The sequence below is a fragment of the Actinomyces sp. Z16 genome (assembly GCF_003111765.1).
Classification (GTDB): domain Bacteria; phylum Actinomycetota; class Actinomycetes; order Actinomycetales; family Actinomycetaceae; genus Actinomyces; species Actinomyces glycerinitolerans.
Genome location: NZ_CP027862.1, coordinates 3477623 through 3500973, shown reverse-complemented (window position 1 = coordinate 3500973; position 23351 = coordinate 3477623). Strand labels below are relative to the sequence as shown.

Below are 23351 nucleotides of genomic sequence, written 5' to 3'. Positions count from 1 at the left end.
TGGGCCGTCGGTGGAGCGGGTGACGGGAATCGAACCCGCGCTGTCAGCTTGGGAAGCTGAAGTTCTACCATTGAACTACACCCGCATGCCTCACCTGGGTGAGGTGCCCGCACAGATTACCACGCGACCGGCCTGGCGCAACGCGCCACCGCTCCGACCCTGGGGGCAGCCGGACCGTGAGATACCTCGCGTACGGGTAGAACAACCCCCGAGACGGGCTGCACGCCGCCGCGCCGATCTGTCAGCATGACGCCATGACTGCTTCGCCCTTCAGTGCGCCCGAACCGCAGAACAACGATGGCTCCTATGGGGCGAACCTCAACGACGCTCCCACCGTGAGCTACCCATACTCTCAGGGCAACGGCGCTTCAAACGCCTCCACCGCCGAGACCGCCGATCCCTACCGCCAACCCGACGCCTACCCGGGCGTCCAGGACTACCCGGGCGACGCCTACCCGACCGGGTACGAGCAGGCGCAACAGGCCGGCTACCAGCAGCAGGGCTACCAAGACCCGAATTACAGTCAGGCCGACTATCAGCAGGGCTACCAGGACCCCGCTTACCAGCAGGGCTACCAGCAGCCGGGTTACCAGGGGTCCGCGGCGGCATACGGCCCGCCCTACGCGATGTACGACCAGAAGTCCAAGGTCGCCGCAGGCCTACTGGGCATTTTCCTGGGGTCGCTCGGCGTCCACAACTTCTACCTCGGCTACACCGGCAAGGCCGTCGCCCAACTGCTCATCACGCTGCTGTCCTTCGGTATCCTCGCTGTGGTTTCGGCGATCTGGGGGCTGGTCGAGGGCATCATCATCCTTACCGCCACCCCCGGCGCCCAGCCGTGGGGCGTCGACGCCAGGGGCGTGCCGCTGAGCAACTGAGTCGGCCGCGGCGCCCCGACCTGGGTGCCGGGGCGCCGGCAACCTGGCACAATCGGGGTCGTGCTGCTTTCCGACCGTGACATCCGCGCGGAACTCGAATCCGGTCACGTCGGCCTCGAGCCCTACGACCCGGAGATGATCCAGCCCGCCTCCATTGACGTGCGCCTGGACCGCTGGTTCCGCCTATTCGACAACCACCGCTACCCGGTCATCGACCCCGCCGTTGAGCAGGACCGGCTCACCCACCTGGTCGACGTCGGCCCCGATGAGCCGCTGGTACTGCACCCCGGCGAGTTCGTGCTCGGCTCCACCTACGAGCGCGTCTCCCTGCCCGACGACGTCGCCGCCCGCCTGGAGGGAAAGTCCAGCCTGGGGCGCCTCGGCCTACTGACCCACTCCACCGCCGGATTCATCGATCCCGGCTTCTCCGGGCATGTCACCCTGGAGCTGTCGAACACGGCCACCATGCCCATCAAGCTCTGGCCCGGCATGAAGGTCGGGCAGCTGTGCTTCTTCCGGCTGTCCTCGCCCGCCGCCGCCCCCTACGGCCAGGGCGCCACCGGCTCGCGCTACCAGGGCCAGCGCGGCCCTACGGCCTCGCGCTCCCACCTGTCCTTCCACCGCGTCCGCATCACCGACCCCGGTTCCCCGGCCGACGATGCCACCGCGTGTCATCCCGAAGGGGCCGGGGCATGAGCCAGCCTCAAGCGCCCCGGTCCGCCGGCCCGGCCATGCCGGACTTCTTCACCGCCGGCGCCGACCTGGCCATCACCCTTCCGGATACCACGCTTTCCGCGGTCGGCTCCTTCCCGGTGGGCCGCGCCGACTCCCGGCACCTGCTGCTGCTCGCCGACGACGTTACCGTCGACGAGGTCGAGGCCCTCGCCCTGTCCCTGGACGAACATGCCGGCTGGGTGGGCGCCTCCCGGTTGCAGGTGGCTCCCGGCGCCGAGCTGCAGGGGCCCTGGCATGTCGACGGCGAGCTGCGCCGGGTGCTGGAACTGCCCGATTGGGCGTCCCAGGTCATGGTCCTGGACTGCCCACCGCAGCGCGCCGGCGCCCTGCCGCAGGAATTGGTCGGCGTTGACCCGCTCACCGACGCCTTCCCCCTCGCTCAGCCGACCGGCACGGAGCTGCTCGCCCTGATCCGCCTGCGTGCCATTGCGCGCCGCCTGGCCGGTGGGATTCGCCTGGCCGGCGACCCGGCTGCGCCCGGCGGCCGCACCCGACCGGTGCTGGTGGTCCCCGACCCGGAGCGCTCCACCACCCTGACCGTGTACTCGCCCGTGTGGATTGTTCCCGACGGCGTCGTCGCCCTGACCGCCCCGGTCGCGCCGGGCGCGCACGTGCTACTTCAGCCCGACTCCACGCCGGGCCCAACCGGTTTGGCGTCCATACCGCCGGAGGAGTTGGACAGGTTGGTTGAGACGTTGGGGGAGGACGCGCTCGACGCCGCCTGGCGCGCCGCCGAGCAGCACCGTCACGAGCAGGCCGAGCAGGAGGCGCAGGCCCTCGCCGCGGGAACTCCCGTGGAGGAGCTGCGCGACGGGTACGGCGTGGTTACCGACGTGGCGGAGGAGCGCCCCGACTGGGGCGGGATCGAGATCCGCGTCCAGGCGGCCGAGGCGGTGCCGCTGGCGGTGCGCGGCGAGTCCTGGGCTCGCGGCGGGGTGATCGCCTACCAGGTTGTGTGGGCACCCCTCGACCCGGCCGACGCTCACCACGAGTACCCTCCCACCGACGTTCGGCGGGCGCGCGATGCCGCCGGGGCACTGATTGAGAAGATCGCCGCCACCCTGCTGGGCGGCGCCGGGGAGTGGTGGTGGACGACGACGGGTTCTTGGTGGCGCTTTGACCGTCCCCGCAACAGCCGCTGCCCGGCGTGAATGACGCGCCGGGGGCCGGTTGGGGACGGCACCGGCCCCCGGAACACGCCTACGGATCAGGGCTCGACGGTGAAGGACACCTCCGTGCCCAGATCATCCCCGGAGACTCTCACCGTGACCTTGCCTATGCCCGTTGGACGGATGACCGCGAGCGCACGGCCCTGATACGTCGTGAACGTGTCGGACAGGAAGGATTCCTCGTGGCTCGGGCGGGCGGAGCCGAGCCCCTGCAGCACCGCCGGTCCCGCGACTTCCACGGTGACTGGTCGGTCCGCGGCCGGGTTGAGGCGGCCGGCGGCGTCGAGCAGTGAGATCGGCACGAAGGCCAGTGATGCGTCGTCGGCCCGCACCGGCCCCGCCTCGACCTCCGCCTTGAGCGCGGCCACCGGCCCCGCCGTCTCCAGGCTCGTACGGCCGAGCTCCTGGCCGTCGCGGTAGGCGACGACGGTGAGTTCGCCGGGCTGGTAGGTCGTGTCCGCCTTCGCGTAGAAGGGCAGGTCGGTGCCGACGGGCGTGCGAGCGACCTCGGCGCCGTTGACGAGGAAGGCGACCTCGTCGGCGTCGGCGTAGGCCTCGACCGTGACGGGGCTGCCGGTCGGTACATCCCACGTCCACGACGCGACCGAGTCCGTCCACGTCCACGAGTGCGGCGCGATCGGCTCGGTGAAGTGCTCCGGCCGCTGGACGGCCAGCACCGGCTTCTTGCGCAGGCCGACGGCGACCTCCCGGTACAGGGAGATCGTCTTGCGATCGCCGAGGATGTCGATGTCGCCGGAGCCCGCGAGCAGGTACGGGTAGGCGGCGCCCATGCCGGAGGCCTGGTCGTCGGAGTAGATGGGGCGGGCGATGCCGGCCTCGCCCAGGTAGTCCCAGCCGGTCCAGGTGAAGTCGCCGATGACATAGGGCAGCTCCTGGACGAGCCTCCAGTAGGTGGCGATGCGCGTGGAGAAGGTCTCCGAGCCGACGATGACACGGTTCGGGTCGGCCTCATGCTCGATCCGGTAGCGCACGTCCGCATAGTTGTGTCCGAGGATATCGACGGCGTCGGCCGCCTCGGTGATCTTGTCGGTGATCTCCGGAAGGCTCATGATCGCCGACATCATGTCGTCGGCGTCCGTCATGGCGGTATTGATGTCGCCGGCGCCGGAATCGGCGCCCTCGGCGGGGGAGTCCGCATCGGAGCCCTGACCGGCCTGCTCGCGCATCTGCGCGAGTTCGTCCAGGACTGTCATCATCGCGTTGAGGGAGTTGAGGACGTAGCGGCTGGAGTCCAGGGAGCGGAGTTTCTCCGCGATGGCGCGGGCGCGGCGGGCGCCGTGGGGGGTGCCGATTTCGGGGATCTCGTTGCCGATCGAGTAGAGGATCACGCTGGGGTGGTTCAAGTCCTTGGCGACGAGGGACTCGACGTCGCGATCCCACCACTCGGGGAAGGCCAGGGAGTAGTCATCGGTGGTCTTCGCGTCGGTCCACACGTCCCAGGTCTCATCCATGACGAGCATGCCGTGGCGGTCGCAGGCCTCGAGCATGGCCACGCTCATGGGGTTGTGTGATGAGCGCAGGGCGTTGAAGCCGGCGGCCTTGAGCAGACGCACGCGGCGGTCCTCGGCGGCGGCGATGCAGGCGCCGGCGAGGACGCCGTTGTCGTTGTGCACGCAGGCGCCGTGCAGATTGACGGTCCGGCCGTTGAGACGCAGCCCGTGGATGGGATCCAGACGCAGGCTGCGAATGCCGAAGCGGGCCTCGGCCGTGTCTTCGGCATCGCCGCTGCCGAGGGTGACGCGGGCCGTGTACAGGGCGGGGGAGTCGGTGCTCCAGCGTTGCGGGGCCTGGATGTAGAGGCGCCGGCGGCCGGTTTGGGTCTCGCCGGCGAGGGTCGATACGCGCAGTGTCCCGGTGGCGGCGAGGACATCGTCGGGGTCAAGGATTTCGATGCGGGCGTCGGTGGTGGCGGTGGCGTTGGAGCCGTTCACCACGGGGACGGCGACTTCAACGACGGCGAGTTCGTCGTCGATCTCCGGGGTGGTCACCTGGATGCCGGTGGGGGCGATGTGGATGAGTGGGCCGAGGAGCAGGTGTACGGGGCGGGTGATGCCGCCGCCGGAGTACCAGCGCGAGTCGTTGTGGGCCTGGGCCTCGACGGTGATGACGTTCTCCTCGCCGTAGTGCAGGTACGGGTCGAGGCTGACGTGGAAGAGGGTGTAGCCGCCCGGCCGCTGGGCGGCGAAGGCCCCGTTGACCTTGACGACGGCGTCGCGGTAAACGCCTTCGAACTCCAGGGTGACGCGGCGGTCGCGCCATTGGGCGGGTACGTCGATGGTCTTCTCGTAGACCCAGGCGCCGGAGCGGAAGTAGGCGTTGTTGCCCTGGTTCTCACTGCCGGGGTCGCGGCCGCCGGCGAGGACGGCGTCGTGGGGAAGGTCGACGCCCCTCGTGGGGGCGGCGCCGAGGAGACTGGCGAAGGCGCCGGTGTTCTCGCGGAAGGTCCAGCCGCGGTTGAGGTCGGTGCGTTTCATGGTGTTGTGGTCCTTTCGGGCCGGTGCTCCGTCGCGCCGGCTTTGGTCCTAACGGGCCAATCATGACCGATTCGACGCCGGTGTGGGGTACGAGACCGCCAAGTGCCTTCGCGTCAGGTGGTAGTTCGAGGACACGGGTTGGCCCACGAGGAGCTGTCAGAGGCCGTTGTTTCATCTCCGACCAGCAACTCGACCTGGTCGGTGCACTCAAGCCCAGCATCCCGACGTGCGTTTGTCTTGATCTCGAACCTCCCGTGTAGGAAGAACCCGAGGCGCAACCTACCGCAGCACGCCGTCGCCGCGGCGCGGCACCAGACGCGACTCCTGGGCGCGGGCGGCCGTCTCGCTCCAGCGCCAGCCGTTGAAGGCCACCGCCTCCGTCAGCGAGCGCGACCACGCCACCGGCTCCTCGCCGCGCTCCCGCCCCACCGCCATATAGTGGCGCAGCAGGCCCGCACTGGCCAGGGCGTCGTCGAGCGCCGTGTGATGCCGCCCGATCTCCACGCCGGCGGTCTCACAGCAGGTGACCAGCCGCCGCGACGGCGTGGCCATGAAGTGCCGTGCCATCTCCATGGTGCACACGCGCGGCACCCGCGCTCCGCGCTCCAACCGGTCCAGGCCGCCCAGCGCCTGGGTGAGGAAGCCGACGTCGAAGCGCGCGTTGTGGGCGACCACCGCCCGCCCCGCCAGGTCGCGCACCAGCAGGTCGGCGACGTCGGCCAGGGCGGGCGCCCCGACCAGGTCCTCGGCCACAAGCCCGTGAATGTACGTCGGGCCCACATCGACACCGGTGCCCGGGTTCACCAGGGTTGACCAAGTGCGCTCCACGGCGCCGTCGGGGCCCGCCAGTACCAGCCCGATCTCAATGATCGAATCCGCCGCCGGGGACAGGCCCGTGGTCTCCAGGTCGACGACGGCGTAGCCCACCCGCGAAACGTCCACGGTCTCCGGTGCGCCCGCGGCGGAGCGGGGCTGGAGAGTCTGGCGCAGTGGACGACGCGTGCGGTGATAGAAGGGCATCGGCCCCATGGTAGGCGTTCGCCGCAGGCCGGCCCCACCCTTGGTTCTCTCCCAACACTCACGGCTGGGACCCGGCCGACCGGGCTAAAGTCGAGTCATGACGACCACGCCTGCCAACGAGTCCACCGGCGCCGCTGCCGCCGCACCAACCGACGCCCTGACCACCCCGGCGACTACGCCCATCACCAACACCACCATCGCCGCCCAACTTGCCCACCGCACCATCCGCGCCTACACCTCCGAGCCGGTCGCCGAGGACGTCGTTACCACCCTGCTCGACGTCGCCCGCCACGCCGCCAGCTCCTCCTTCCAGCAGCAGGTCACCGTCATCCGGGTCAAGGACCCCGCCGTGCGCGAGCAACTCCACCTCGCCTCCGGCCAGCCCTACGTGGGCGGCGACCGCGGGGAACTGTTCGTGTTCGTCGTCGACCTGCACCGCAACGCCGTCATCCGCGAGCGCGCCGGCGCCTCCCTGGAGCCGCTCGAGCGCACCGCCCTGTTCCTCCAGGGCGTGGAGGACGCCGTCATCGCCGCCCAGAACATGGTCGTGGCCGCCGAGTCCCTGGGCCTGGGAACCGTCTATCTCGGCTCCATCATCGGCGACGTCCGTCGCGTCATCTCCGCCCTGGGCCTGCCCGAACGCACCTACCCGCTGCTCGGCCTGCTCGTGGGTCACGCCGCCCAGGAGCCCCAGTACAAGCCGCGCCTGCCCCGCGAGATCGTCACCGCCGTTGACGCCTACCCCGACCTCGACGCCCACGCCGACGCCCTGGCCGCCTACGACGCCGAGGTCCAGCAGTACTACGACCTGCGCGACACCAACAACCGGGTGGACTCCTTCACCACGCAGATCGCCCGGGCGCTGGGCGGCGGCCCCGCCTCACAGGCGCCCGTCCTGGACGTCCTGCACGAGCAGCGCCTCTGCCTGCACTGAGGCGAGGCGCGATGCCGACCTCCTTGGGAGCCGACCGGCCGGGCCGAGCCGGCAGCGCCGTGCCCGCCCCGGTCGGGCCGGAGGCCCTCCCCGCCGGGTTTGGCGCCGTGCCCGCCCCGGTCGGTCCGGAGGACCTCCCCGCCGTACAGCGATTCGACTTTCCTATCGCGCTCATCGCCGGCGAGCTCCTCACGGACGCGGACGCCAACTCTCCCTCCGCCCCCGGCGCGCGACCCCGCTTCCGCACCCTCGCCCGGGTGGGCGACGGCAACGCGGTCTTCCCACTCGCCTCCCTGACTAAGCCGATCGTCGCCTGGAGCGCTCTGATCGCCGCCGACCGCCACCTGCTGGACCTCGACGCCCCCGCCGCGCCCGAACTCCCCGGCGCCACCGTCCGCGATCTGCTCGCCCACGCCTCCGGCGTCGCCTTCGACTCCGATGCCGTGCTGGCGCCGCCGCGACAACGGCGCATCTACTCCAACCGCGGCTTCGAAATCCTCGGTCGGCACCTGGAGGAGGCCACCGCCACCCCGCTCGAGGCGTGGGTGGAGGAGGCCGTCCTCGAGCCCCTCGGCATGGCGAGCGTCCGCATCCCCGGCTCGCCCGCTCACTCGGGGACGGGTAGTGCCGCCGACCTGGCCGCCTTCGCCCGCGAGCTCGCGGCCCCCACACTCGTCTCCCCCGCACTGGCCGAAGCCGCACGCCGCCCCGTCCACCCCGGGCTGCCGGGCGTCCTGCCCGGATATGGGCGCCAGGCCGTAAACGACTTCGGCCTGGGCCTGGAGGTCCGCGGCGCCAAACAGCCGCACTGGACCGCCCCCACAAGCAGCCCCGAGACCTTCGGCCACTTCGGCCAGTCCGGGTCCTTCATCTGGATAGACCCGGTCGCCCGCCGCCAGGCGGTGTTCCTGGGTGCGCGCCCCTTCGGCACCGTGCACCGGGAGAACTGGCCCGCCCTCGGCGCCCAGATCCTCGCCCTGTGACTAGGTCCGGTTGTGTAAGTGCTTGGGTGGAGGTGCGCGGTTGGGTGGCGGTGTGTGGTTGTTGAGCCTGTCGGTTGGACCCCTGTTCCCCCGTTGGACCGCCGTAGCCGCCGGTTACAGCGGTCCATCGGGGCGTGGGCGGTCCATCGGGGCGTGGGCGGTCCAACGGGGCGTGGGCGGTCCAACCGGGGCGGTGCAAGACCCACTCGCCCCCCTCGACGGGCGCACACAGCCCACTCAAACTGGAGCCCGGTAGCCACCAGATACGACGAACTCGCCGCCCGCTACCAGACCACCACCCACATCGCCAGCACCGACCCACCAGCACAAACGACTCACACAACACGACCTAGGGCATCGGCGCCGCGCACGCTTAGCCGCTCGCCTCAATCATTCCAATCGGGACTTTTCCTTGAAAACAAGCCATTGTTGAAATTGCCCGGTATTCGGCGCCGACGCTCCCATGTGCGGCGAAGGCGCCGGCGCACATGGGAGCTTTCCCGCGTCCGCGGCGCGCTCGGTGAAACCGCGGAATCTCGCGGTTCGTGTACTGGGCGTCGACGGCTAAGCGTGCGGCACTCGTATTGACGCATCTTGACACGCGTAATGAAGGTCGGAGCGGGTGCGTCCCGGGCCGGCCTGCGGTCCTGTGCGGACTGCGCGCCGCCGAGATTACGGCTGCGTGCCTGCACGGCGCCGCCGGAGCGCCTGCCGCCCGCTCAGTCGAGGTCGACGACGACGGGCACGTGATCGCTGGGGCCCTTGCCCTTGCGCTCGTCCCGGTCGATGGCGGCGTCCCGCATGCGCGTCGCGAAGGCCGCCGAGCCGTACACGAAGTCGATACGCATGCCCTCGTTGCGCGGGAACCGCAGCTGCTGGTAGTCCCAGTAGGTGTAGTTGGTGACGCGCTCGCGGGTGACCTCCCGCAGGCCGGCCGCCTCCAGTGCCGCCAGGGCCGCCCGCTCCGGCGCGGACACGTGCGTGGCGCCCTCGAAGACGCTCATGTCCCACACGTCCTCGTCGCGCGGCGCCACATTCCAGTCACCCACCAGCGCCAGCGACTGGCTCGGATCCGCCGCCAGCCAGCCGGCCACGGCGTCACGCAGCGCCGCCAGCCAGGCCAACTTGTACTGGTAGTGCGGGTGGGTCAGCTCCCGCCCGTTGGGCACGTACAGGCTCCACAACCGCACCGGGTCGCCGTTCCCGCCCCCGACGGTGGCGCCCAGCGCCCGCGCCTCCACCACCGGCTCGGCCCCTGCCTTCGCGGCCCAGCCCGGCTGCCCGGGGAAGGCGGTGACGACGTCCGTCAGCCCCACCCGGGAGGCGATGGCGACGCCATTCCACTGGTTCAACCCGTGCACGGCCAGTTCGTAGCCGGCCGCCTCGAAGGGGGCACGCGGGAACTGGTCGGGGCGGCACTTGGTCTCCTGCATGGCCAGCACGTCCACGTCCCGGCGCTGCAGGAAGTCGACGATCCGGTCGACGCGGGTGCGGGCGGAGTTCACATTCCAGGTGACCAGGCGCATGCGTGCAGGCTACCGCGACCACTTGCCGACGACGACGGGGCCGGGCGATTAGGCTCGCCGTATGGGAACCGCACTCATCACCGGCGCCACCAGCGGCATCGGCCTGGAGCTGGCCTGGCAGCTCGCCGAGGCCCACCACGACCTCGTCCTAGTCGCCCGCACGCGGACGCGGCTGGACCAGGTCGCCAAGCACATCAGCCAGGTGGCGGGCGTGGGCGTGCAGGTGATCGCCGCGGACCTGTCCGTTCCCGCCGACGTCGCCCGCGTCGCCGAGCGCCTGCGTGTCGAGGCGCCCGCAGCCGGCCCCTCGGCGGGCCCGGCGCGCTCTGATGCCCCCCACACCGCCGCGCAGGTGGCCGCCCGCCCCATCGACCTGCTCGTCAACGACGCCGGCTTCGCCGTCGGCCAGCCCTTCACCAGCGGCGACATCGCCCAGGAGCGGCGCGCGCTGAACGTCATGGTCGGCGCCGTCATGGAGCTGACCCATGCGGTCCTGCCGGGGATGATCGCCCGCGGGCACGGTGCCGTCCTCAACGTCTCCTCCGTGACCGCGCTGACCGCGATGGGCACCTACGCCGCGCATAAGGCCTGGGTGCGCACCTTCACCGAGGGGCTGGCCAGTGAGCTGCGCGGCACCGGGGTGACGGCCACCGTCGTCAACCCCGGCCTGACCCGCTCGGAGTTCCATGACCGCGCCGGCATGGAGGCCGCCTGGCCGCAGATCGCCTGGCTGCGGGCCGACGACGTCGCGCGGGCCGCGCTCGCGGCGGTGCGCCGCGGCCAGGTGATCTGCACCCCATCGCTGCGCTACCTCGGCGTCAACGCCCTGCTGCGCCTGGCGCCCCGCGGGGTGGTGCGGCGCGTCGCCGGGCATGCCAGCGTGCGCACGCGGTACTGACTTCGGTACCTGCAGGGCATAGGTCCTGACTTTTCCTGACATCCTGTGATATCCTGCATAAGGTCAGGAAGCCCTGTGTAGGTCCGTGTTCCCAACGGACGGGGCGTGACATTCCCGGAGCATGAGGGGGTGCCGCGTGGTAGGTCTCGTCAGGGCGCTATGGCGCGGCTACACGCGCTTGTTCAGCGGCTGGACGCGAATCGCGCTGGCGGCGCTGCTCGGCGTGGTCCTGGGGGTCGGCGGCTTCACCGTGTACTACTCGGGCGTCGCCGGCTACCTCGGTGACGATCCGGCCACCTGCGCCAACTGTCACGCGATGGATGAGCAGTACGAGGCCTGGCAGCGGGGCAGCCACCATGACGTGGCGACCTGCAACTCCTGCCACGCCCCGCACGACAACATCGTCTACAAGTACATCAACAAGGCGGACAACGGCTTCTGGCACTCCCTGAAGTTCACCTTCCAGAACTACCCGGAGAACATCCAGATCCGCGAGCACAACCGCGAGATCACCGAGGCTGCCTGCCTCTACTGCCATGGCGACTTCGTCGACCAGGCCACCAACAGTTCCACCCACAAGGACGAGACGGTGTCGTGCATCCGCTGCCACGACGGCGTCGGGCACATGAGGTGACGCGACATGAGTACCGAGAGGGAAGATGCTGCTATGGAGGACCCCCAGGTGGATGCTCCGGAACTTGACGACGATGCCATCGACTCCGACGCCGGGGACGACGTCGGCGTGGCGGATGACGCCAAGAAGAAGTCCCGGCCCGGCCGCTCCCGCAAACTGGTGCCGGCCCTGGTGCTGGTGACCGTGGCCGTGGCCGCGGCCGCCGTGACCTGGCTGCTGACCACGATCTTCGAGCACAAGCAGGAGTCGGCGGCCTCCTTCACCGAGGTGGTGGAGCTGACCGACACCTCCTACGACCCGGCCGTATGGGGACAGAACTTCCCCATCCAGTACGAGCAGTACCTCAAGACCATCGAGGACACCGACGGCGACTTCATCCCCGCTACCCCCACCGCCGATGATCCGCGCGAATACCACACGCTGTCCCGGATCGAGTCCGAGACTCGCGCGCAGCGGATGTGGCGCGGATACGCCTTCGCGGTGGACTACACCGAGCCGCGCGGACACGAGTGGGCGCTGGCGGACCAGCGCTACACCGAGCGCACCGGCGAGCGCTTCAACCAGCCCGGCACCTGCCTGAACTGCCACGCCTCCATGCCCGAGGTCTATGACGAGCTGGGCGACGGCGACCGTGAGGCCGGCTTCCACGCCATGAACGCCATGAGTTACGACGAGGCCTATGAGCACGCCTCCTCCTCGATCGCCTGCATCGACTGCCACGACCCGCAGACGATGGAGCTGACCATCACGCGGCCCGCCTTCATCGACGGCATCCGCAAGGCCAAGGCCGCGGAGGGCGTGGAGGACTACGACGTCAACCGGGACGCCACCAACCAGGAGATGCGCACCTACGTGTGCGCCCAGTGCCACGTCGAGTACTACTTCGCCGGAGACTCCAAGACGCTGACCTTCCCGTGGGACAACGGTCTGACCGTCTACGACGCCATGGACTACTACGACGAGGTCGGGTGGACCGACTTCACCCACGAGGAGTCCGGCGCCGACCTGCTCAAGGCACAGCACCCCGACTTCGAGACCTGGTCGCAGGGCATCCACGCCGCCAACGGAGTGACCTGCGCCGACTGCCACATGGCCTACAGCCGCGTAGGCGCGAACAAGGTCTCCAACCACCAGATCATGAGCCCGATGGCCAGCGACGAGACCATCAACGCCTCCTGCCTGACCTGCCACCACTCCACCGCGGATGAGATGCGCGAGCGGGTGGACGGCATCCAGACCCGCTGGCAGGAGTCGCTGAACGTCTCCTTCACCGCCCTGGATGCGCTGATCACCGACATCGCCGCGGCCGATGCGGACGGCAGCGCGTCGGCGGAGGAACTGGCCACCGCCCGCGACTACCAGCGCAAGGCGCAGTTCGTGATCGACTACTCCTTCTCCGAGAACGGCCGCGGCTTCCACGCCCCGGCGTACTCGATCTCCATTCTCAACCAGTCGACCGACTGGGCCCGCTCCGGGCAGTTGGCGCTGCGCGGCGTCGAGGTCGAGAACGGGATCGGCCCGGCCATCCCCGAGCAGCACATGCCGGACAGCGGCAACTGACGGGGCGCGGGAACGGTATGACCCAGGCGCAGGACAGCGCGGAGCAGCAAGCAGCAGGCACCGCCGACCAGCCGGATCGGGAGGCACTGGCGGCCTTCCTGGCCACCGCCCCGGAGGAGCTGAAGGGCTGGGCGGCCGCCCAGCTGGACGCGCTTCAACCCACCGCTGAGGCAACGGGCGAGGCGGCCGGGGAGGCGGACGCGCCCGACGGCGGCACAGCCCCCTCCGGGCCGGACGCACAGGGCGACTCCGACTCCGACGTCGAGGCGGCGGCCGACGTCGAGGACCTGCTGGCCGACGACGACGATGCCGCCCCGCGGCCGCGGCGGAGTGCCTCGGCGGGGCGCGAGCGCACCCCCTCGGCGATTGAGCGCCGCACCGGCGTCTCCCGCCTGAACCTGGCGCTGGTGGCGCTGCTGGCCGCCGCCGTGGTCATCATCGTGCAACAGGCGGGCCGGGGCGACACCGCGAGCACGGCCCTGCCCGAAGGCCACCCGTCGGTCGCCGCCACGGCCGCGGCGAGCGCCGTCGCCGCCATGGATGAGGCCGAGCCGGTGGACGCCGAACGGGAGGCGGAGCTCCGGGCACAGGCCGAGGCTGACCCCGAGGACATCGAGTCCCGCCAGGAGCTGGGCGTCATGTACCTGAAGGCGGCCCTCTACCAGGACTCCATCACCTGGCTGCAGCAGATCCTCGACCTCGACCCGGACAACCTCGACGCCCTGCTGACCATCGGCGTGGCCGAGTACCAGTCCAACCAGTACGAGGAGGCCGAGACGCACTGGCTGCGCGCCTCCGAGATCGATCCGGAGGTGGCCGAGCCCTGGTACAACCTCGGCTTCCTGTACATGGCCCGCACCCCGCCCGACGCCGAGCGGGCCAACCAGTGCTGGGAGAAGGTGCTCCAGCTCGCCCCCGACTCGGAGATGGCCGCCAACGTCCGCGGCCACGTGACCACCATGGGATCGGCCACCGCGACGCCGAGTGCGGGGTGAGCGGATGGAGCTGACCCTTCCGGTCGCCCTGCTGGCCGGCCTCGTCTCCTTCGCCTCGCCCTGCTTCCTGCCGATCGTGCCCGCCTTCGTGGGGCAGCTGGTGGGCGCGGACGCGGGCCCGGTACGCCGCCGCACCGCCCTGGCCAACTCGGTGAGCTTTGTAATCGGCTTCTCCGTGGTGTTCATCGCCCTGTGGGCCTCGCTGGGGCTCCTCGGGCGCTCGCTGGGCCCCCACGTGGTCTACGCGCGCATGGCCGGCGGCGCGGTGCTGGTGCTCATGGGGCTGCATGTGGCGGGCATCCTGACACTGCGGCCCTTCGACACGCTGGTGCGGGCGTCGGGCCCCGCCGACGCCGCCGGGTCGCCGCTGCGCGCCGCCCTGATGGGAGTCGCCTTCGGGGCGGGCTGGACCCCGTGCATCGGCCCGATCCTCGGCGGGATCCTCGCCCTGGCGACGGCGAGCCCGACGGCGTGGTCCGGCGTCGCCCTCATGGCCGCCTACTGCCTGGGCCTGGGGATTCCGATCGTCGCCGTCGCCATGGGCTCGGCCCAGGCCACACGGAGGTTCGACTGGTTCCGCCGCCACCACGTGGGAGTCTCGCTCGTAAGCGGGGGCATCCTCGTGGTCATTGGGCTGCTTATGATCGCCGGACTGCTGGGAAGACTGTCCGCCCTGATCCCCACCCCGGGGCTGTGAGGAGGTACCTGAAGGTGAGACAGACCGACACACGGCCGACCGGGCCGGCGCAGTCGCCCGCCGCGAAGCAGGCGGGCACCACCGGTGAGCCCGGCGGCGCCGGAGCCGTGGACGGCCTCGATGATCAGGCCGCGCCGTCCCCGGGTCAGCTGGCCGGGCAGGTGTACGCCTTCCTCTACAACAAGACCGTCGGCCTGGTGCTGATCCTGTTGGCCGGCCTGCTGGGCCTGCTGGGTGCGATCCTCCCGCAGATGCCCGCCTCCGCCAGGGCGGATGCGCAGGCCGCCGAGCAGTGGCTGGAGCAGGTGCGGCCGGTGTTCGGCGGCTGGACCGGCATCCTGCGCGCGCTGGGCGCCTTCAACATGTTCACCTCGGTGCCGTTCCTGGTCGTGATGGGGCTGCTGGCCGCCTCGATCCTCGCCTGCACGGCGCACCGGCTGCCGGTGATCTGGCGGGCCGCCCGCCACCCCCGCACCCGGGTGACCGCACGTTTCTTCGACCGGGCCCGGCTGCGCTCCCACTTCACCGCGCCGGTGAGTGCCGAGGATGCCTTCGAGATCGTGTGCGCCGACGCCCGCCGACACCACCTGCGCGTGATCGTCGACGAGCGGGGACCCGGTCGTAACGCCTACCTGGACCGCAACCACTGGGCGCCCTTCGGCACGGTCTTCGCCCACGTCGCCTTCGTGGTGGTCATGGCCGGATTCGTGGTCTCCTCCCTGACCGGTTTCCGCGACCAGCAGTTCGCCCTGACCGTCGGCCACCCCAAGGACGTCGGCCATGGCACCGCGCTGACCGTGCAGGCCAACAGCTTCCAGGACACCTACTACGAGGACGGCTCTCCCAAGGATTACGTCGCCGACCTGACCCTGCTGGACGCCGGCCGCCAGGTCGCCTCCCAGCAGGTGCGGGTCAACACCCCGCTGAGCTACCACGGCGTCATGTTCCACCAGTCCTACTTCGGGGTCTCCGCCGTCATGCGGGTGGTCGACGCCTCCGGGGCGGAGGTCCTCCACGACGGCGTCGCCCTGGAATGGACCACGTCGGACAAGATCTTCAACTACGGCCACACCACCCTGCCCGACGGCACCGTCATGTACGTGGTGGAGGCGGCCTCCGGGCAGGTCGGCACCGGTATCGAACCCGGCCAGGTGCGCGTCGAGCTGTACCAGGGCGACGCCACCACACCCAGCGCGCAGGCCGTCCTGGACCAGGGCACGCCCGGCGCGGTGGGCGACTACACCCTCACCTTCGAGCGGGAGCAGCAGTTCACCGGGCTGATCGTGCGCCGCGACCCCGGCGCCCCGATCGTGTGGGTCGGTTTCGGCCTGCTGGCGATCGGCACCTGCATGACCATGTTCTTCCGGCACCGGCGCATCTGGGTGCGGGTCACCGAGGGCGACGGCGGCGCCCTGGTGCAACTGGCCTCCCCGGACCGCCGCGACTTCGGGTTCAGCGCATTCTTCACCGACATGGCCGTCCGCCTGAGCGGACAAATGACGCGGCACGCGGAAAGGACCGACGCCGATGCTTGAGTACTCCCAGGCCCTACTGCTGATCACCACCGCCCTAGTGGTGGTCTCCACCATCGCCTACCTGGGCGCCTTCTTCGCCGCCCGCATGTCGCGGGCCGCGGCCGCCGCGCCGGCCGGGGGGACGGGCGTCACCGTCGTCGTCGACACCGGCGACGGCGAGCGCACCGTGGAGGTGACCGGCGGGGTCCAGCGGGCCCCGATCAAGCGCTTCACCGTCACCTGGTGGGCCGCCAAGTCCACCCAGCTGGCCCTGCTGCTGCTGACGGGCTCGCTGATCGCCCGGACCATCGCCACCGGGCACGCCCCCTTCTCCAACCACTACGAGTTCGCCATCTGCTTCGCCTGGGGCATGATGCTGGCGCAGGTGGTGTTCGAGTGGCGCTACCGGGTGCGCACCGTGTCGATCATCGTGCTGCCGGTGATCCTGGCGATGCTCATCTACGCCTCCACCCTGTCCTACCAGCCCAGCCCGCTGATGCCGGCGCTGCAGAACTCCCCGCTGCTGACGCTGCACGTGTTCACCGCCTCCCTGGGCTACGGGGCCGCGGTGGTCTCCTTCGCCGCCGCGGTCATGTACCTGCTGGCCCCGCACGTGCGTTGGCGGGGCTGGCCCCGGCAGGAGGTGCTCGACGACCTGGCCTACCGGGCCACCGTGGTCACCTTCCCCATGCTGACCCTCATGCTGATCCTGGGGGCGCTGTGGGGGAACGTCGCCTGGGGCCGCTACTGGGGCTGGGATCCCAAGGAGACGGCGGCGCTGGTCACCTGGCTGATCTACGGCGCCTACCTGCATGCGCGCGTGACCCGCGGCTGGCGGGGCAACCGCGCCGCCTGGCTGCTGATCCTGGGATTCGCCGCCGTCCTGTTCACCTACCTGGGCAACCTGTTCTTCGGAGGACTGCACTCCTATGCGTGACGATTCGAGTGACGAGCTGCCGGAGGAGACCTCCGCCGACGTGAGCGACCGGCCCGACCCCGAGCCCGCGACCCGGGCCGATGACCCCGACGAGCCCGCCTGGCGCGCTGGCCTCCGCGGCTCCCGCTTCGGGCAGGTGGCCGTGATGATCGTCGCGGCCTTCGCCATCGCCATCGCCGCCTGGTGGGCCGTGGGGCCCGACGACGCCGGCCCGGCCCAGGCCGAGACCGCCGTGGTCACCGAGGTGGACGTGGCGGGGGCGGACAGCGCCCCGGCGGTGGGGCAGAGGGCTCCGGCCTTCACCGCCACCGACCTCGACTCCCAGGAGGTGGTGCTGGATCCGGACGCCATGGAGGGGCGGCCGGTGTGGCTGATGTTCGTGGCCACCTGGTGCACGGGCTGCCGCACCGAGATGCCCGACGTGCAGGCGGCCGCCGCCGACTACGGGGACGACGTCGAGGTGATCGTGGTCTACGTGGGGGAGGACGCCGCCGCGGTGAGCGCCTACTCCGAGCGCGTGGGCAATGACTTCACGCAGGTGCCCGACCGCAGCCAGGCGATCTCCGCCGCCTACGGGATCATGGGCGTGCCCTCGCACTTCTTCATCGGCGCCGACGGCGTCGTGGAGCAGGTACAGGTCGGCCTGCTCACCCCCGAGCAGATGGACGAGTCGCTGCGCGCCCTCACCGGCGCCTGACCAGACGGCCCCCGCCTCGTTCCACCCCACCCTCGCCGAGGTCGGTAGAGGTCACGTGCCGAGTTCGGTCGTTGTGGTGGTCGTCTGTGTGCCCGCGGGCCGGGTGGGGGAGGACTGGAAGGGGGTGTCCACGGTGTGGGGTCGTCTGCCTGCCCTGGGCGTGTGCCGCCTGCGCGTTGGCCACCCCTGCCGGCGGCCGGGGGTGAGGGCGCATCCCCTCGCGACGACGCTTCGTACCCTCCGGTGGACGCTTCGTACCCTCCGGTGACGGTTCGTACCTCGGGGTGCCGAACCGTCGCCAGAACTGCCGAAGCGCTGGTGCCAAGTGCCGAACCGTTGCGGGAAGTGCCGAACCGTCAACGCCAGGTGCAGAGCCCTCACTGGAACTGCCGAAGCGCTGGTGCCAACTGCTGAACCGTCACCGGAACCGCCGCCGAAGCACACTAACCGTCAACACGCACACCGAGGGCGCCCGGCCATGACGCCTACAGCCCGTTTCCCGCCCTGGAATCAACCCATCCTGCAACGTACGGCGCCGTCGGGTTAGCCTTGGCGGCGTGAGTACCGATGTGATCGCCAACGACTCCCACCGCGCCCGCTTGGCCGAACTCATCCGCGACCTCGCCGTCGTGCGTGGGAAGGTCACTCTTGCCTCCGGGCTGGAGTCCGACTTCTACGTGGACATGCGCCGCGCCACCCTGCACCACGAGGCCGCCCCCCTCATCGGCCACGTCATGCTGGACATGCTGGAGGAGACCGGCCTGAGCACCGAGGACGTCGACGCCGTCGGCGGGCTCACCATGGGCGCCGACCCGGTGGCCACCGCCATGCTGCACGCCGCCGCCTCCCGCGGGCTGGACCTGGACGCCTTCGTGGTGCGCAAGGCCGCCAAGGACCACGGCATGAAGCGCCGCGTGGAGGGTCCCGACGTCGCCGGCCGCAACGTCGTCGTCCTGGAGGACACCTCCACCACCGGCGGCTCCCCGCTCGAGGCCGTCGCCGCGCTGCGCGAGGCCGGCGCCAACGTGCTCGCCGTCGCCGTGATCGTCGACCGCGCCACCGGGGCGCGCGAGCGGATCGAGGCCGCCGGCCTGCCTTACTACGCCGCCCTCGGACTGGCGGACCTGGGACTTGACTGACGCCGCCGACCGCCCCGCTGCGGCCGACTCCTCCGACACCGCCGGTGCGGACGCGCCGACGGCGCGCGTGCGCGAGGTCGGAGTCGGCCCCTGGCCCGGGGGCCCGGATGCGTGGCCCGACGACCCCCGCTACGACCGGGCGCTGCTGGCCGACGGCGACCGCCGCAACGTCGTCGACCGCTACCGCTACTGGACCATCGAGGCGATCCGCGCCGACCTGGCCGGTCGCGCTCACCCGCTGCACGTGGCCGTGGAGAACCTCTCGCAGGATCTGAACATCGGGTCGATCGTGCGCACCGCCAACGCCTTCAACGTGGCCGCCGTGCACATCATCGGGCGCCACCGCTGGAACAAGCGCGGCGCCATGGTCACCAACCGCTACCTGGACGTGCGCCATCACCCCGAGCCGGACGCGCTGCTGGAGTGGGCCGCCGACGCCGGCTACGAGGTGATCGGGATCGACAACGGGCCGCGGGCGGAGCCGCTGGAGAAGGCCGTGCTGCCGGAGCGCTGCCTGATGGTGTTCGGCAGCGAGGGGGAGGGCATCAGCCCGGCGCTGCTGGCGCGCTGCTCACGGGTGCTGCGGATCGGCCAGTACGGCTCCACCCGCTCCATCAACGTGGCCGCCGCGGCCGCCGTCGCCATGCACGCCTGGGTGCTGCAGCACGCCGGGCCCGCCCCCGACTGAGTCGGGAACGGGCCCGGGGATACGACGGGACGGGCCGAGTCGTTTGACGTGATCACGGCGCCGCCGGGCGAGTGCCGGGGCGCCGCGGGGTTTAGGCCTTGTCGGCCTCGATGACCGGGTGTTCGGCCGGGGCGTGGGTGACCTCGATCTTGCGCGGCTTGGCCTCCTCGGCCACCGGGATCGTCAGGGTCAGCACGCCGTCGGTGTACTGGGCGGAGATGCGGTCCAGTGCCAGCCCGTGGCCCAGCGTCAGCTGGCGGGCGAAGGTGCCGGTCGGGCGCTCGTGGGCGAGCCACTGCACGTCCTTGGCGTCGGTGGCCGGGCGCTCGGCGCGCACGGTCAGGGTGCGGTCCTCGACGTCCACGTCGATCGTCGCGGGATCCACGCCGGGCAGGTCAATGCGGGCCACGAAGGACTCGCCCTCCCGGTACAGGTCCAGGGGCATGCCCACGGACGCGGGGGTGCGCACCATGCCGCCGGTGAGCCAGCGGTCCAGGTCGCGGAACGGGTCAAAGGATGTTGTTGCCATGTCAACCACCTCCAGTGGTTACGGCCTCGGAGGGTCCGAGAGTCGAGCGGCGGCGTCCTTGCGCGCCGACCGCCTGTGGGTCAATTGTGGACCCCCTCCCGCCGGAGTGATCCGGGTCATCGCCAACGGTGAAACCCGCCGGTTGCGGGACTGCGCGACCAAACAGGACCATGATCCGGTTCACGCGCGAGTGAATCCGTGACAGAATCAGCGGTGCACCACTGACTATTCACTTTCATCAGGAGGCACCCAGTGGCCATTGCAACCCCGGAGTCCTATGCCGACATGCTTGACCGCGCCAAGGCCGGCAAGTACGCCATCCCAGCGATCAACGTCACTTCCTCGCAGACCCTGTCTGCGGCGCTCAAGGGTTTCGCCGACGCCGAGTCCGACGGAATCGTCCAGATCTCCAACGGCGGCGCCGCGTACTGGTCCGGCTCCTCCCGTCTAGACCGGGTGAAGGGCTCCATCGCCTTCGCGGCCTACGCCCGCGCCGTCGGTGACCTGTACCCGGGCGTCATCGGCCTGCACACCGACCACTGCCCCAAGAAGATGCTCGAGCCCTGGATCCTCCCGCTGCTCGAGATCGAGGCGGAGCAGGTCAAGCGCGGCGAGCTGCCGATGTTCAACTCCCACATGTGGGACGGCTCGGCCGAGTCCCTGGACGACAACATCGAGATCGCCGTGGACATGCTGGCCCGCACCAAGGCCGCCAACACCGTCCTCGAGATCGAGATCGGCGCCGTCGGCGGCGAAGAGGACGGCATCACCGGTGCCGAGAACGCCAACCTGTACACCACCGCGGATGACGCCTTCCGCGCCATCGAGGCCCTCGGCCTGGGTGAGAACGGCCGCTACATCACCGCCCTCACCTTCGGCAACGTGCACGGCTCCTACAAGCCCGGCCACGTCAAGCTGCGCCCCGAGATCCTCGGCGACATCCAGAAGGACGTCGCGGCCCGCCTGGGCGACCGCCTGTCCACCAAGGTCGGTGTGAAGGACTCTCCGTTCGACCTGGTCATGCACGGCGGCTCCGGCTCCACCGACGAGGAGATCGCCACCGCGGTGCGCAACGGCGTCATCAAGATGAACGTGGACACCGACACCCAGTACGCGTTCACCCGCCCGGTCGCCGACCACATGTTCAAGAACTACGACGGCGTCCTCAAGATCGACGGCGAGGTCGGCAACAAGAAGACCTACGACCCGCGCGCCTGGGGCAAGGCCGCCGAGGAGGGCATGGCCGCCCGCGTGGTCGAGGCCTGCGAGCGCCTCGGCTCCGTCGGCTCCGCCAAGCGCTGATCGGCCCGACGACGACGGCGCGCCCGGCGCGGCGTCGTCGTCCCGGCCCCGGTGTTTCCCGGGGTGCCCGCACGCGGGTGCGGTTGCCCCGGTGCCGCGTAAACATGATCTGCGGTCCCGGCACCCACGCGGTGCCGGGGCCGCAGCGGCGTTTGGCGGAGACCGTCTCGCACGGTCTCGCACGGTCTGGTGTCGCGGCGGCACGGTGTCTGTTCCCATGGGCAGTGGTCACCGTTGCGTGCCGAGGTCATTGGGGAAAACATTCGACCCATGAGCGTTTCCAGTGGCTTTCATGGGCTTGGTGTGCCGGGCGGATTCTCGCCGTCGGCCCAAATGCGTCGTACGCAGAACCCGCCTTCTCCGCGCAGCACCGAGGAGATGGTTGCGCTCGTGCTGCTCCTCTTGACGTTCATTACGACGTTGGTGCTCGCCCTGATGGCGATTGGATCGTTTGTTGTAGCTAATGCGAGTGGGAATCCGTACGCGATAGTCATGGCGCTGATCTACGGACTCTTGGACCACCCCGGCTGGCTGCTCGTCGCGGTAGCGCTGGAGGTGGTGGCTCTGGCTCAAATGAGGCGGCGGCGGCCGGCGAGCGCGGCGGCAGGACTGCTTGGTCTCGGTGTGCCGATCCTCCAAGACTTCGCAACGACTGTCGCCTATTCTCAGTCCGAGGCGCCTTTGGCGGGCGGGAGCTCTGTCGGGGCTGCCTTGAGATTGGTACTGCTGCCGCTGGTGATCGCGACGGGCGTCGCGGCGGTGATGGCGGGGCGCAGGGGTATGCGTGCTCAACCCGCTGCTGTATCCGTGGGGGTAGGAGCATCCCTGTTCTTGTTGTTGTTGGCGGTGATCGAGGTTGGGCGCGCGTGGCTGAGCCTGGTGTGGTTCACCTTCTGGGAAGTGATGTATCCAGAAGGGGGACAAGTATTGGAGATCGGACCGTGGTTGGCCCCAATGATCATCGATGCTGATCTTGTTTACGGACTGCCCTTCCTCGGGGTTGGAGGCGTGGTGCTGGTGGCGGCGTGTGCTTTCGGGATGCTGGCCGTGATCGCATGGAGCACCCGGATGTGGAGAGCGTTTATTGCTGGGGCGATCGGCGGGCCGGTCATGCTGTTGGTTCATCACCTGGCGGTTTGGGCGGTGTATGCCGATTTCCTGCCCGACTGGCGCTCGCCGTGGATGGGGTTGACTGTCTTGGGTTCCGGGATTCCGTTGGCAATGTCCTTGGCCGCAGTAACGCCCGCGGCGCGCCAGTGGTTCACCGCTCCGAGGTACCCCGTCATCGGGCTGTGGTAGCGGCGCGGGGCGCTGGGAGTGCATGTGCACCTTCTGGAATGCCGGCCCTCCCGCGGCAGATCCCTGTGCCCGATCGCCGTTGTCGCAGCCCGAGGCTGGGGCGTCGGCCATCGACGGCAGGCGCATGGCAGCGGCGGGACATCCGGCTACGGCGTCGGTGCCGACGTAGTCCTGGAACCACCTCTGCCCTCTGCTGCGAGCTTTTGCGCCCTGATCCGATGGGTATACCCGCACACCAGGGTGCAAAAGCTCGCAGCAGGACGCAAAGTGTCGGGGTTCATCCGATGGCGGCGGAAACGCCCTCACGCGGCGCGGAATTGCCGAGTATACTGGTGAGCCCGGCCTAAGGAGAGTCCCATGAGCGTCACCGGCGAAAGCACGCGGCGCCGGCGGCCGGCGGCCGGGCGGGTCGTGGCGCAGTTCTTCTGGTCGCTCATGGTGGCGCGGGTGCTTCTGGGACTGGAAAACGGCAACCTGCTGTCCATCGAGGCCTGGCTGACCCCGCGTGTCTGGCTTTACCCGCTCTTCTTCGGCGTCATGGGCGTGTACTCCTACCTGTACTGGATGCGCCACCGGGACGACTGAGAACATCGCTTGACGAGGCGGGGCGTGTTCGACACCGGCGTAGGACTTCGGTTCGTCGATGCCCTGAACCGGGTCAGGCTTGTCCCCTGTGGTTCGGAGGACGGGAGGGGGCGGGCGGACACCGACATTCGTCGATG

Annotated in this window: 22 protein-coding genes and 1 tRNA gene; 18 read left to right on the top strand and 5 right to left on the bottom strand. The window is 70.2% G+C overall.

Annotated features, from left to right (window positions below):
- Window positions 1-11: 11 nt before the first annotated feature.
- A tRNA-Gly gene (locus tag C3B71_RS14540) sits at window positions 12-85 on the bottom strand.
- Between the two features lie 169 nt (window positions 86-254).
- On the opposite strand from C3B71_RS14540, the gene C3B71_RS14535 reads away from it, so the two are divergent.
- From C3B71_RS14535 to C3B71_RS14525, 3 genes are read left to right on the top strand one after another with little or no spacing between them, the layout of a single operon-like run.
- Window positions 255-878 carry a TM2 domain-containing protein gene (locus C3B71_RS14535; RefSeq protein WP_073331322.1) on the top strand — a complete coding sequence of 208 codons (624 nt, stop codon included), beginning with the start codon at window positions 255-257 and terminating at the stop codon, window positions 876-878.
- Window positions 879-938: 60 nt separating this feature from the next.
- A complete protein-coding gene (dcd, locus tag C3B71_RS14530; protein ID WP_108969007.1) occupies window positions 939-1574 on the top strand; it encodes a dCTP deaminase in 636 nt (211 codons plus the stop codon).
- Complete coding sequence (locus C3B71_RS14525; RefSeq protein ID WP_325048208.1) at window positions 1571-2764, top strand: hypothetical protein; 1194 nt, start codon at window positions 1571-1573, stop codon at window positions 2762-2764. Before dcd ends, C3B71_RS14525 begins: the two co-directional genes overlap by 4 nt.
- A 56-nt stretch (window positions 2765-2820) precedes the next feature.
- Here C3B71_RS14525 and C3B71_RS14520 read toward each other — a convergent pair whose 3' ends face one another.
- Together C3B71_RS14520 and C3B71_RS14515 are read right to left on the bottom strand one after the other, a co-directional pair.
- Window positions 2821-5277 (bottom strand): glycoside hydrolase family 2 TIM barrel-domain containing protein, encoded by a 2457-nt coding sequence (locus tag C3B71_RS14520; protein WP_108969005.1) that lies wholly within the window; start codon window positions 5275-5277, stop codon window positions 2821-2823.
- Between the two features lie 279 nt (window positions 5278-5556).
- A complete protein-coding gene (locus C3B71_RS14515) occupies window positions 5557-6297 on the bottom strand; it encodes a 3'-5' exonuclease (protein ID WP_073331310.1) in 741 nt (246 codons plus the stop codon).
- Window positions 6298-6478: 181 nt separating this feature from the next.
- Here C3B71_RS14515 and C3B71_RS14510 point away from each other — a divergent pair, with 181 nt between their 5' ends.
- Together C3B71_RS14510 and C3B71_RS14505 are read left to right on the top strand one after the other, a co-directional pair.
- Window positions 6479-7231, top strand: coding sequence for a nitroreductase family protein (locus C3B71_RS14510; protein WP_073331442.1), 753 nt, complete (start codon window positions 6479-6481; stop codon window positions 7229-7231).
- 11 nt (window positions 7232-7242) lie between these two features.
- On the top strand, window positions 7243-8214 hold the full coding sequence (locus C3B71_RS14505) for a serine hydrolase domain-containing protein (RefSeq protein WP_108969003.1): 972 nt from the start codon (window positions 7243-7245) through the stop codon (window positions 8212-8214).
- A gap of 719 nt (window positions 8215-8933) precedes the next feature.
- Here the strand turns inward: C3B71_RS14505 and C3B71_RS14500 are convergent.
- The gene (locus C3B71_RS14500) at window positions 8934-9740 is read right to left on the bottom strand and encodes an exodeoxyribonuclease III (protein ID WP_108969001.1); all 807 of its coding nucleotides are present in this window, start codon (window positions 9738-9740) and stop codon (window positions 8934-8936) included.
- A 61-nt stretch (window positions 9741-9801) separates the two neighbouring features.
- On the opposite strand from C3B71_RS14500, the gene C3B71_RS14495 reads away from it, so the two are divergent.
- The 10 genes from C3B71_RS14495 (at window position 9802) to C3B71_RS14450 (ending at window position 19499) form a co-directional block, all read left to right on the top strand.
- The gene (locus C3B71_RS14495; RefSeq protein WP_108968999.1) at window positions 9802-10638 is read left to right on the top strand and encodes an SDR family NAD(P)-dependent oxidoreductase; all 837 of its coding nucleotides are present in this window, start codon (window positions 9802-9804) and stop codon (window positions 10636-10638) included.
- Window positions 10639-10774: 136 nt separating this feature from the next.
- A complete protein-coding gene (gene nrfH, locus C3B71_RS14490; protein ID WP_234415948.1) occupies window positions 10775-11272 on the top strand; it encodes a cytochrome c nitrite reductase small subunit in 498 nt (165 codons plus the stop codon).
- A 6-nt stretch (window positions 11273-11278) separates the two neighbouring features.
- A complete protein-coding gene (locus tag C3B71_RS14485; protein WP_199912527.1) occupies window positions 11279-12832 on the top strand; it encodes an ammonia-forming cytochrome c nitrite reductase subunit c552 in 1554 nt (517 codons plus the stop codon).
- 17 nt (window positions 12833-12849) lie between these two features.
- A complete protein-coding gene (locus tag C3B71_RS14480) occupies window positions 12850-13827 on the top strand; it encodes a tetratricopeptide repeat protein (RefSeq protein WP_108968995.1) in 978 nt (325 codons plus the stop codon).
- 4 nt (window positions 13828-13831) lie between these two features.
- Window positions 13832-14524 (top strand): cytochrome c biogenesis CcdA family protein, encoded by a 693-nt coding sequence (locus C3B71_RS14475; protein WP_073331297.1) that lies wholly within the window; start codon window positions 13832-13834, stop codon window positions 14522-14524.
- A gap of 14 nt (window positions 14525-14538) precedes the next feature.
- Window positions 14539-16059 (top strand): cytochrome c biogenesis protein ResB, encoded by a 1521-nt coding sequence (locus C3B71_RS14470; RefSeq protein ID WP_108968993.1) that lies wholly within the window; start codon window positions 14539-14541, stop codon window positions 16057-16059.
- On the top strand, window positions 16052-16975 hold the full coding sequence (gene ccsB / locus C3B71_RS14465; protein ID WP_073331294.1) for a c-type cytochrome biogenesis protein CcsB: 924 nt from the start codon (window positions 16052-16054) through the stop codon (window positions 16973-16975). The genes C3B71_RS14470 and ccsB overlap by 8 nt, the downstream gene beginning before the upstream one ends.
- Window positions 16968-17672: a TlpA family protein disulfide reductase gene (locus tag C3B71_RS14460; RefSeq protein WP_108968991.1), complete on the top strand. Its 705-nt coding sequence runs from the start codon at window positions 16968-16970 to the stop codon at window positions 17670-17672. The genes ccsB and C3B71_RS14460 overlap by 8 nt, the downstream gene beginning before the upstream one ends.
- A 569-nt stretch (window positions 17673-18241) precedes the next feature.
- Complete coding sequence (gene pyrE, locus C3B71_RS14455) at window positions 18242-18811, top strand: orotate phosphoribosyltransferase (protein ID WP_181574820.1); 570 nt, start codon at window positions 18242-18244, stop codon at window positions 18809-18811.
- Entirely contained in the window at window positions 18804-19499 is a 696-nt protein-coding gene (locus C3B71_RS14450) for a TrmH family RNA methyltransferase (protein ID WP_073331291.1), read from the top strand. Before pyrE ends, C3B71_RS14450 begins: the two co-directional genes overlap by 8 nt.
- A gap of 91 nt (window positions 19500-19590) precedes the next feature.
- Here the strand turns inward: C3B71_RS14450 and C3B71_RS14445 are convergent, their stop codons facing one another.
- Window positions 19591-20028 (bottom strand): Hsp20/alpha crystallin family protein, encoded by a 438-nt coding sequence (locus tag C3B71_RS14445; RefSeq protein ID WP_108968989.1) that lies wholly within the window; start codon window positions 20026-20028, stop codon window positions 19591-19593.
- Window positions 20029-20280: 252 nt separating this feature from the next.
- On the opposite strand from C3B71_RS14445, the gene fbaA reads away from it, so the two are divergent.
- The 3 genes from fbaA (at window position 20281) to C3B71_RS14430 (ending at window position 23214) form a co-directional block, all read left to right on the top strand.
- Window positions 20281-21330, top strand: a complete 1050-nt coding sequence (fbaA, locus tag C3B71_RS14440; RefSeq protein WP_073331285.1) for a class II fructose-bisphosphate aldolase — start codon at window positions 20281-20283, stop codon at window positions 21328-21330.
- A 270-nt stretch (window positions 21331-21600) separates the two neighbouring features.
- Window positions 21601-22629, top strand: coding sequence for a hypothetical protein (locus C3B71_RS14435; RefSeq protein WP_146750834.1), 1029 nt, complete (start codon window positions 21601-21603; stop codon window positions 22627-22629).
- Window positions 22630-22986: 357 nt separating this feature from the next.
- Window positions 22987-23214, top strand: coding sequence for a hypothetical protein (locus C3B71_RS14430; protein ID WP_108968985.1), 228 nt, complete (start codon window positions 22987-22989; stop codon window positions 23212-23214).
- The last annotated feature ends 137 nt before the right edge of the window (window positions 23215-23351 follow it).

What these genes read in the sequence shown, in the direction of transcription:
- C3B71_RS14535 (WP_073331322.1), top strand. Translation starts at nt 255, where the DNA reads ATGACTGCTTCGCCCTTCAGTGCGCCCGAACCGCAGAACAACGATGGC.
- C3B71_RS14525 (WP_325048208.1), top strand. Translation starts at nt 1,571, where the DNA reads ATGAGCCAGCCTCAAGCGCCCCGGTCCGCCGGCCCGGCCATGCCGGAC.
- C3B71_RS14520 (WP_108969005.1), bottom strand. Translation starts at nt 5,277, where the DNA reads ATGAAACGCACCGACCTCAACCGCGGCTGGACCTTCCGCGAGAACACC.
- C3B71_RS14515 (WP_073331310.1), bottom strand. Translation starts at nt 6,297, where the DNA reads ATGCCCTTCTATCACCGCACGCGTCGTCCACTGCGCCAGACTCTCCAG.
- C3B71_RS14505 (WP_108969003.1), top strand. Translation starts at nt 7,243, where the DNA reads ATGCCGACCTCCTTGGGAGCCGACCGGCCGGGCCGAGCCGGCAGCGCC.
- C3B71_RS14500 (WP_108969001.1), bottom strand. Translation starts at nt 9,740, where the DNA reads ATGCGCCTGGTCACCTGGAATGTGAACTCCGCCCGCACCCGCGTCGAC.
- C3B71_RS14495 (WP_108968999.1), top strand. Translation starts at nt 9,802, where the DNA reads ATGGGAACCGCACTCATCACCGGCGCCACCAGCGGCATCGGCCTGGAG.
- C3B71_RS14485 (WP_199912527.1), top strand. Translation starts at nt 11,279, where the DNA reads ATGAGTACCGAGAGGGAAGATGCTGCTATGGAGGACCCCCAGGTGGAT.
- C3B71_RS14480 (WP_108968995.1), top strand. Translation starts at nt 12,850, where the DNA reads ATGACCCAGGCGCAGGACAGCGCGGAGCAGCAAGCAGCAGGCACCGCC.
- C3B71_RS14475 (WP_073331297.1), top strand. Translation starts at nt 13,832, where the DNA reads ATGGAGCTGACCCTTCCGGTCGCCCTGCTGGCCGGCCTCGTCTCCTTC.
- ccsB (WP_073331294.1), top strand. Translation starts at nt 16,052, where the DNA reads ATGCTTGAGTACTCCCAGGCCCTACTGCTGATCACCACCGCCCTAGTG.
- C3B71_RS14460 (WP_108968991.1), top strand. Translation starts at nt 16,968, where the DNA reads ATGCGTGACGATTCGAGTGACGAGCTGCCGGAGGAGACCTCCGCCGAC.
- C3B71_RS14445 (WP_108968989.1), bottom strand. Translation starts at nt 20,028, where the DNA reads ATGGCAACAACATCCTTTGACCCGTTCCGCGACCTGGACCGCTGGCTC.
- C3B71_RS14435 (WP_146750834.1), top strand. Translation starts at nt 21,601, where the DNA reads ATGAGCGTTTCCAGTGGCTTTCATGGGCTTGGTGTGCCGGGCGGATTC.
- C3B71_RS14430 (WP_108968985.1), top strand. Translation starts at nt 22,987, where the DNA reads ATGAGCGTCACCGGCGAAAGCACGCGGCGCCGGCGGCCGGCGGCCGGG.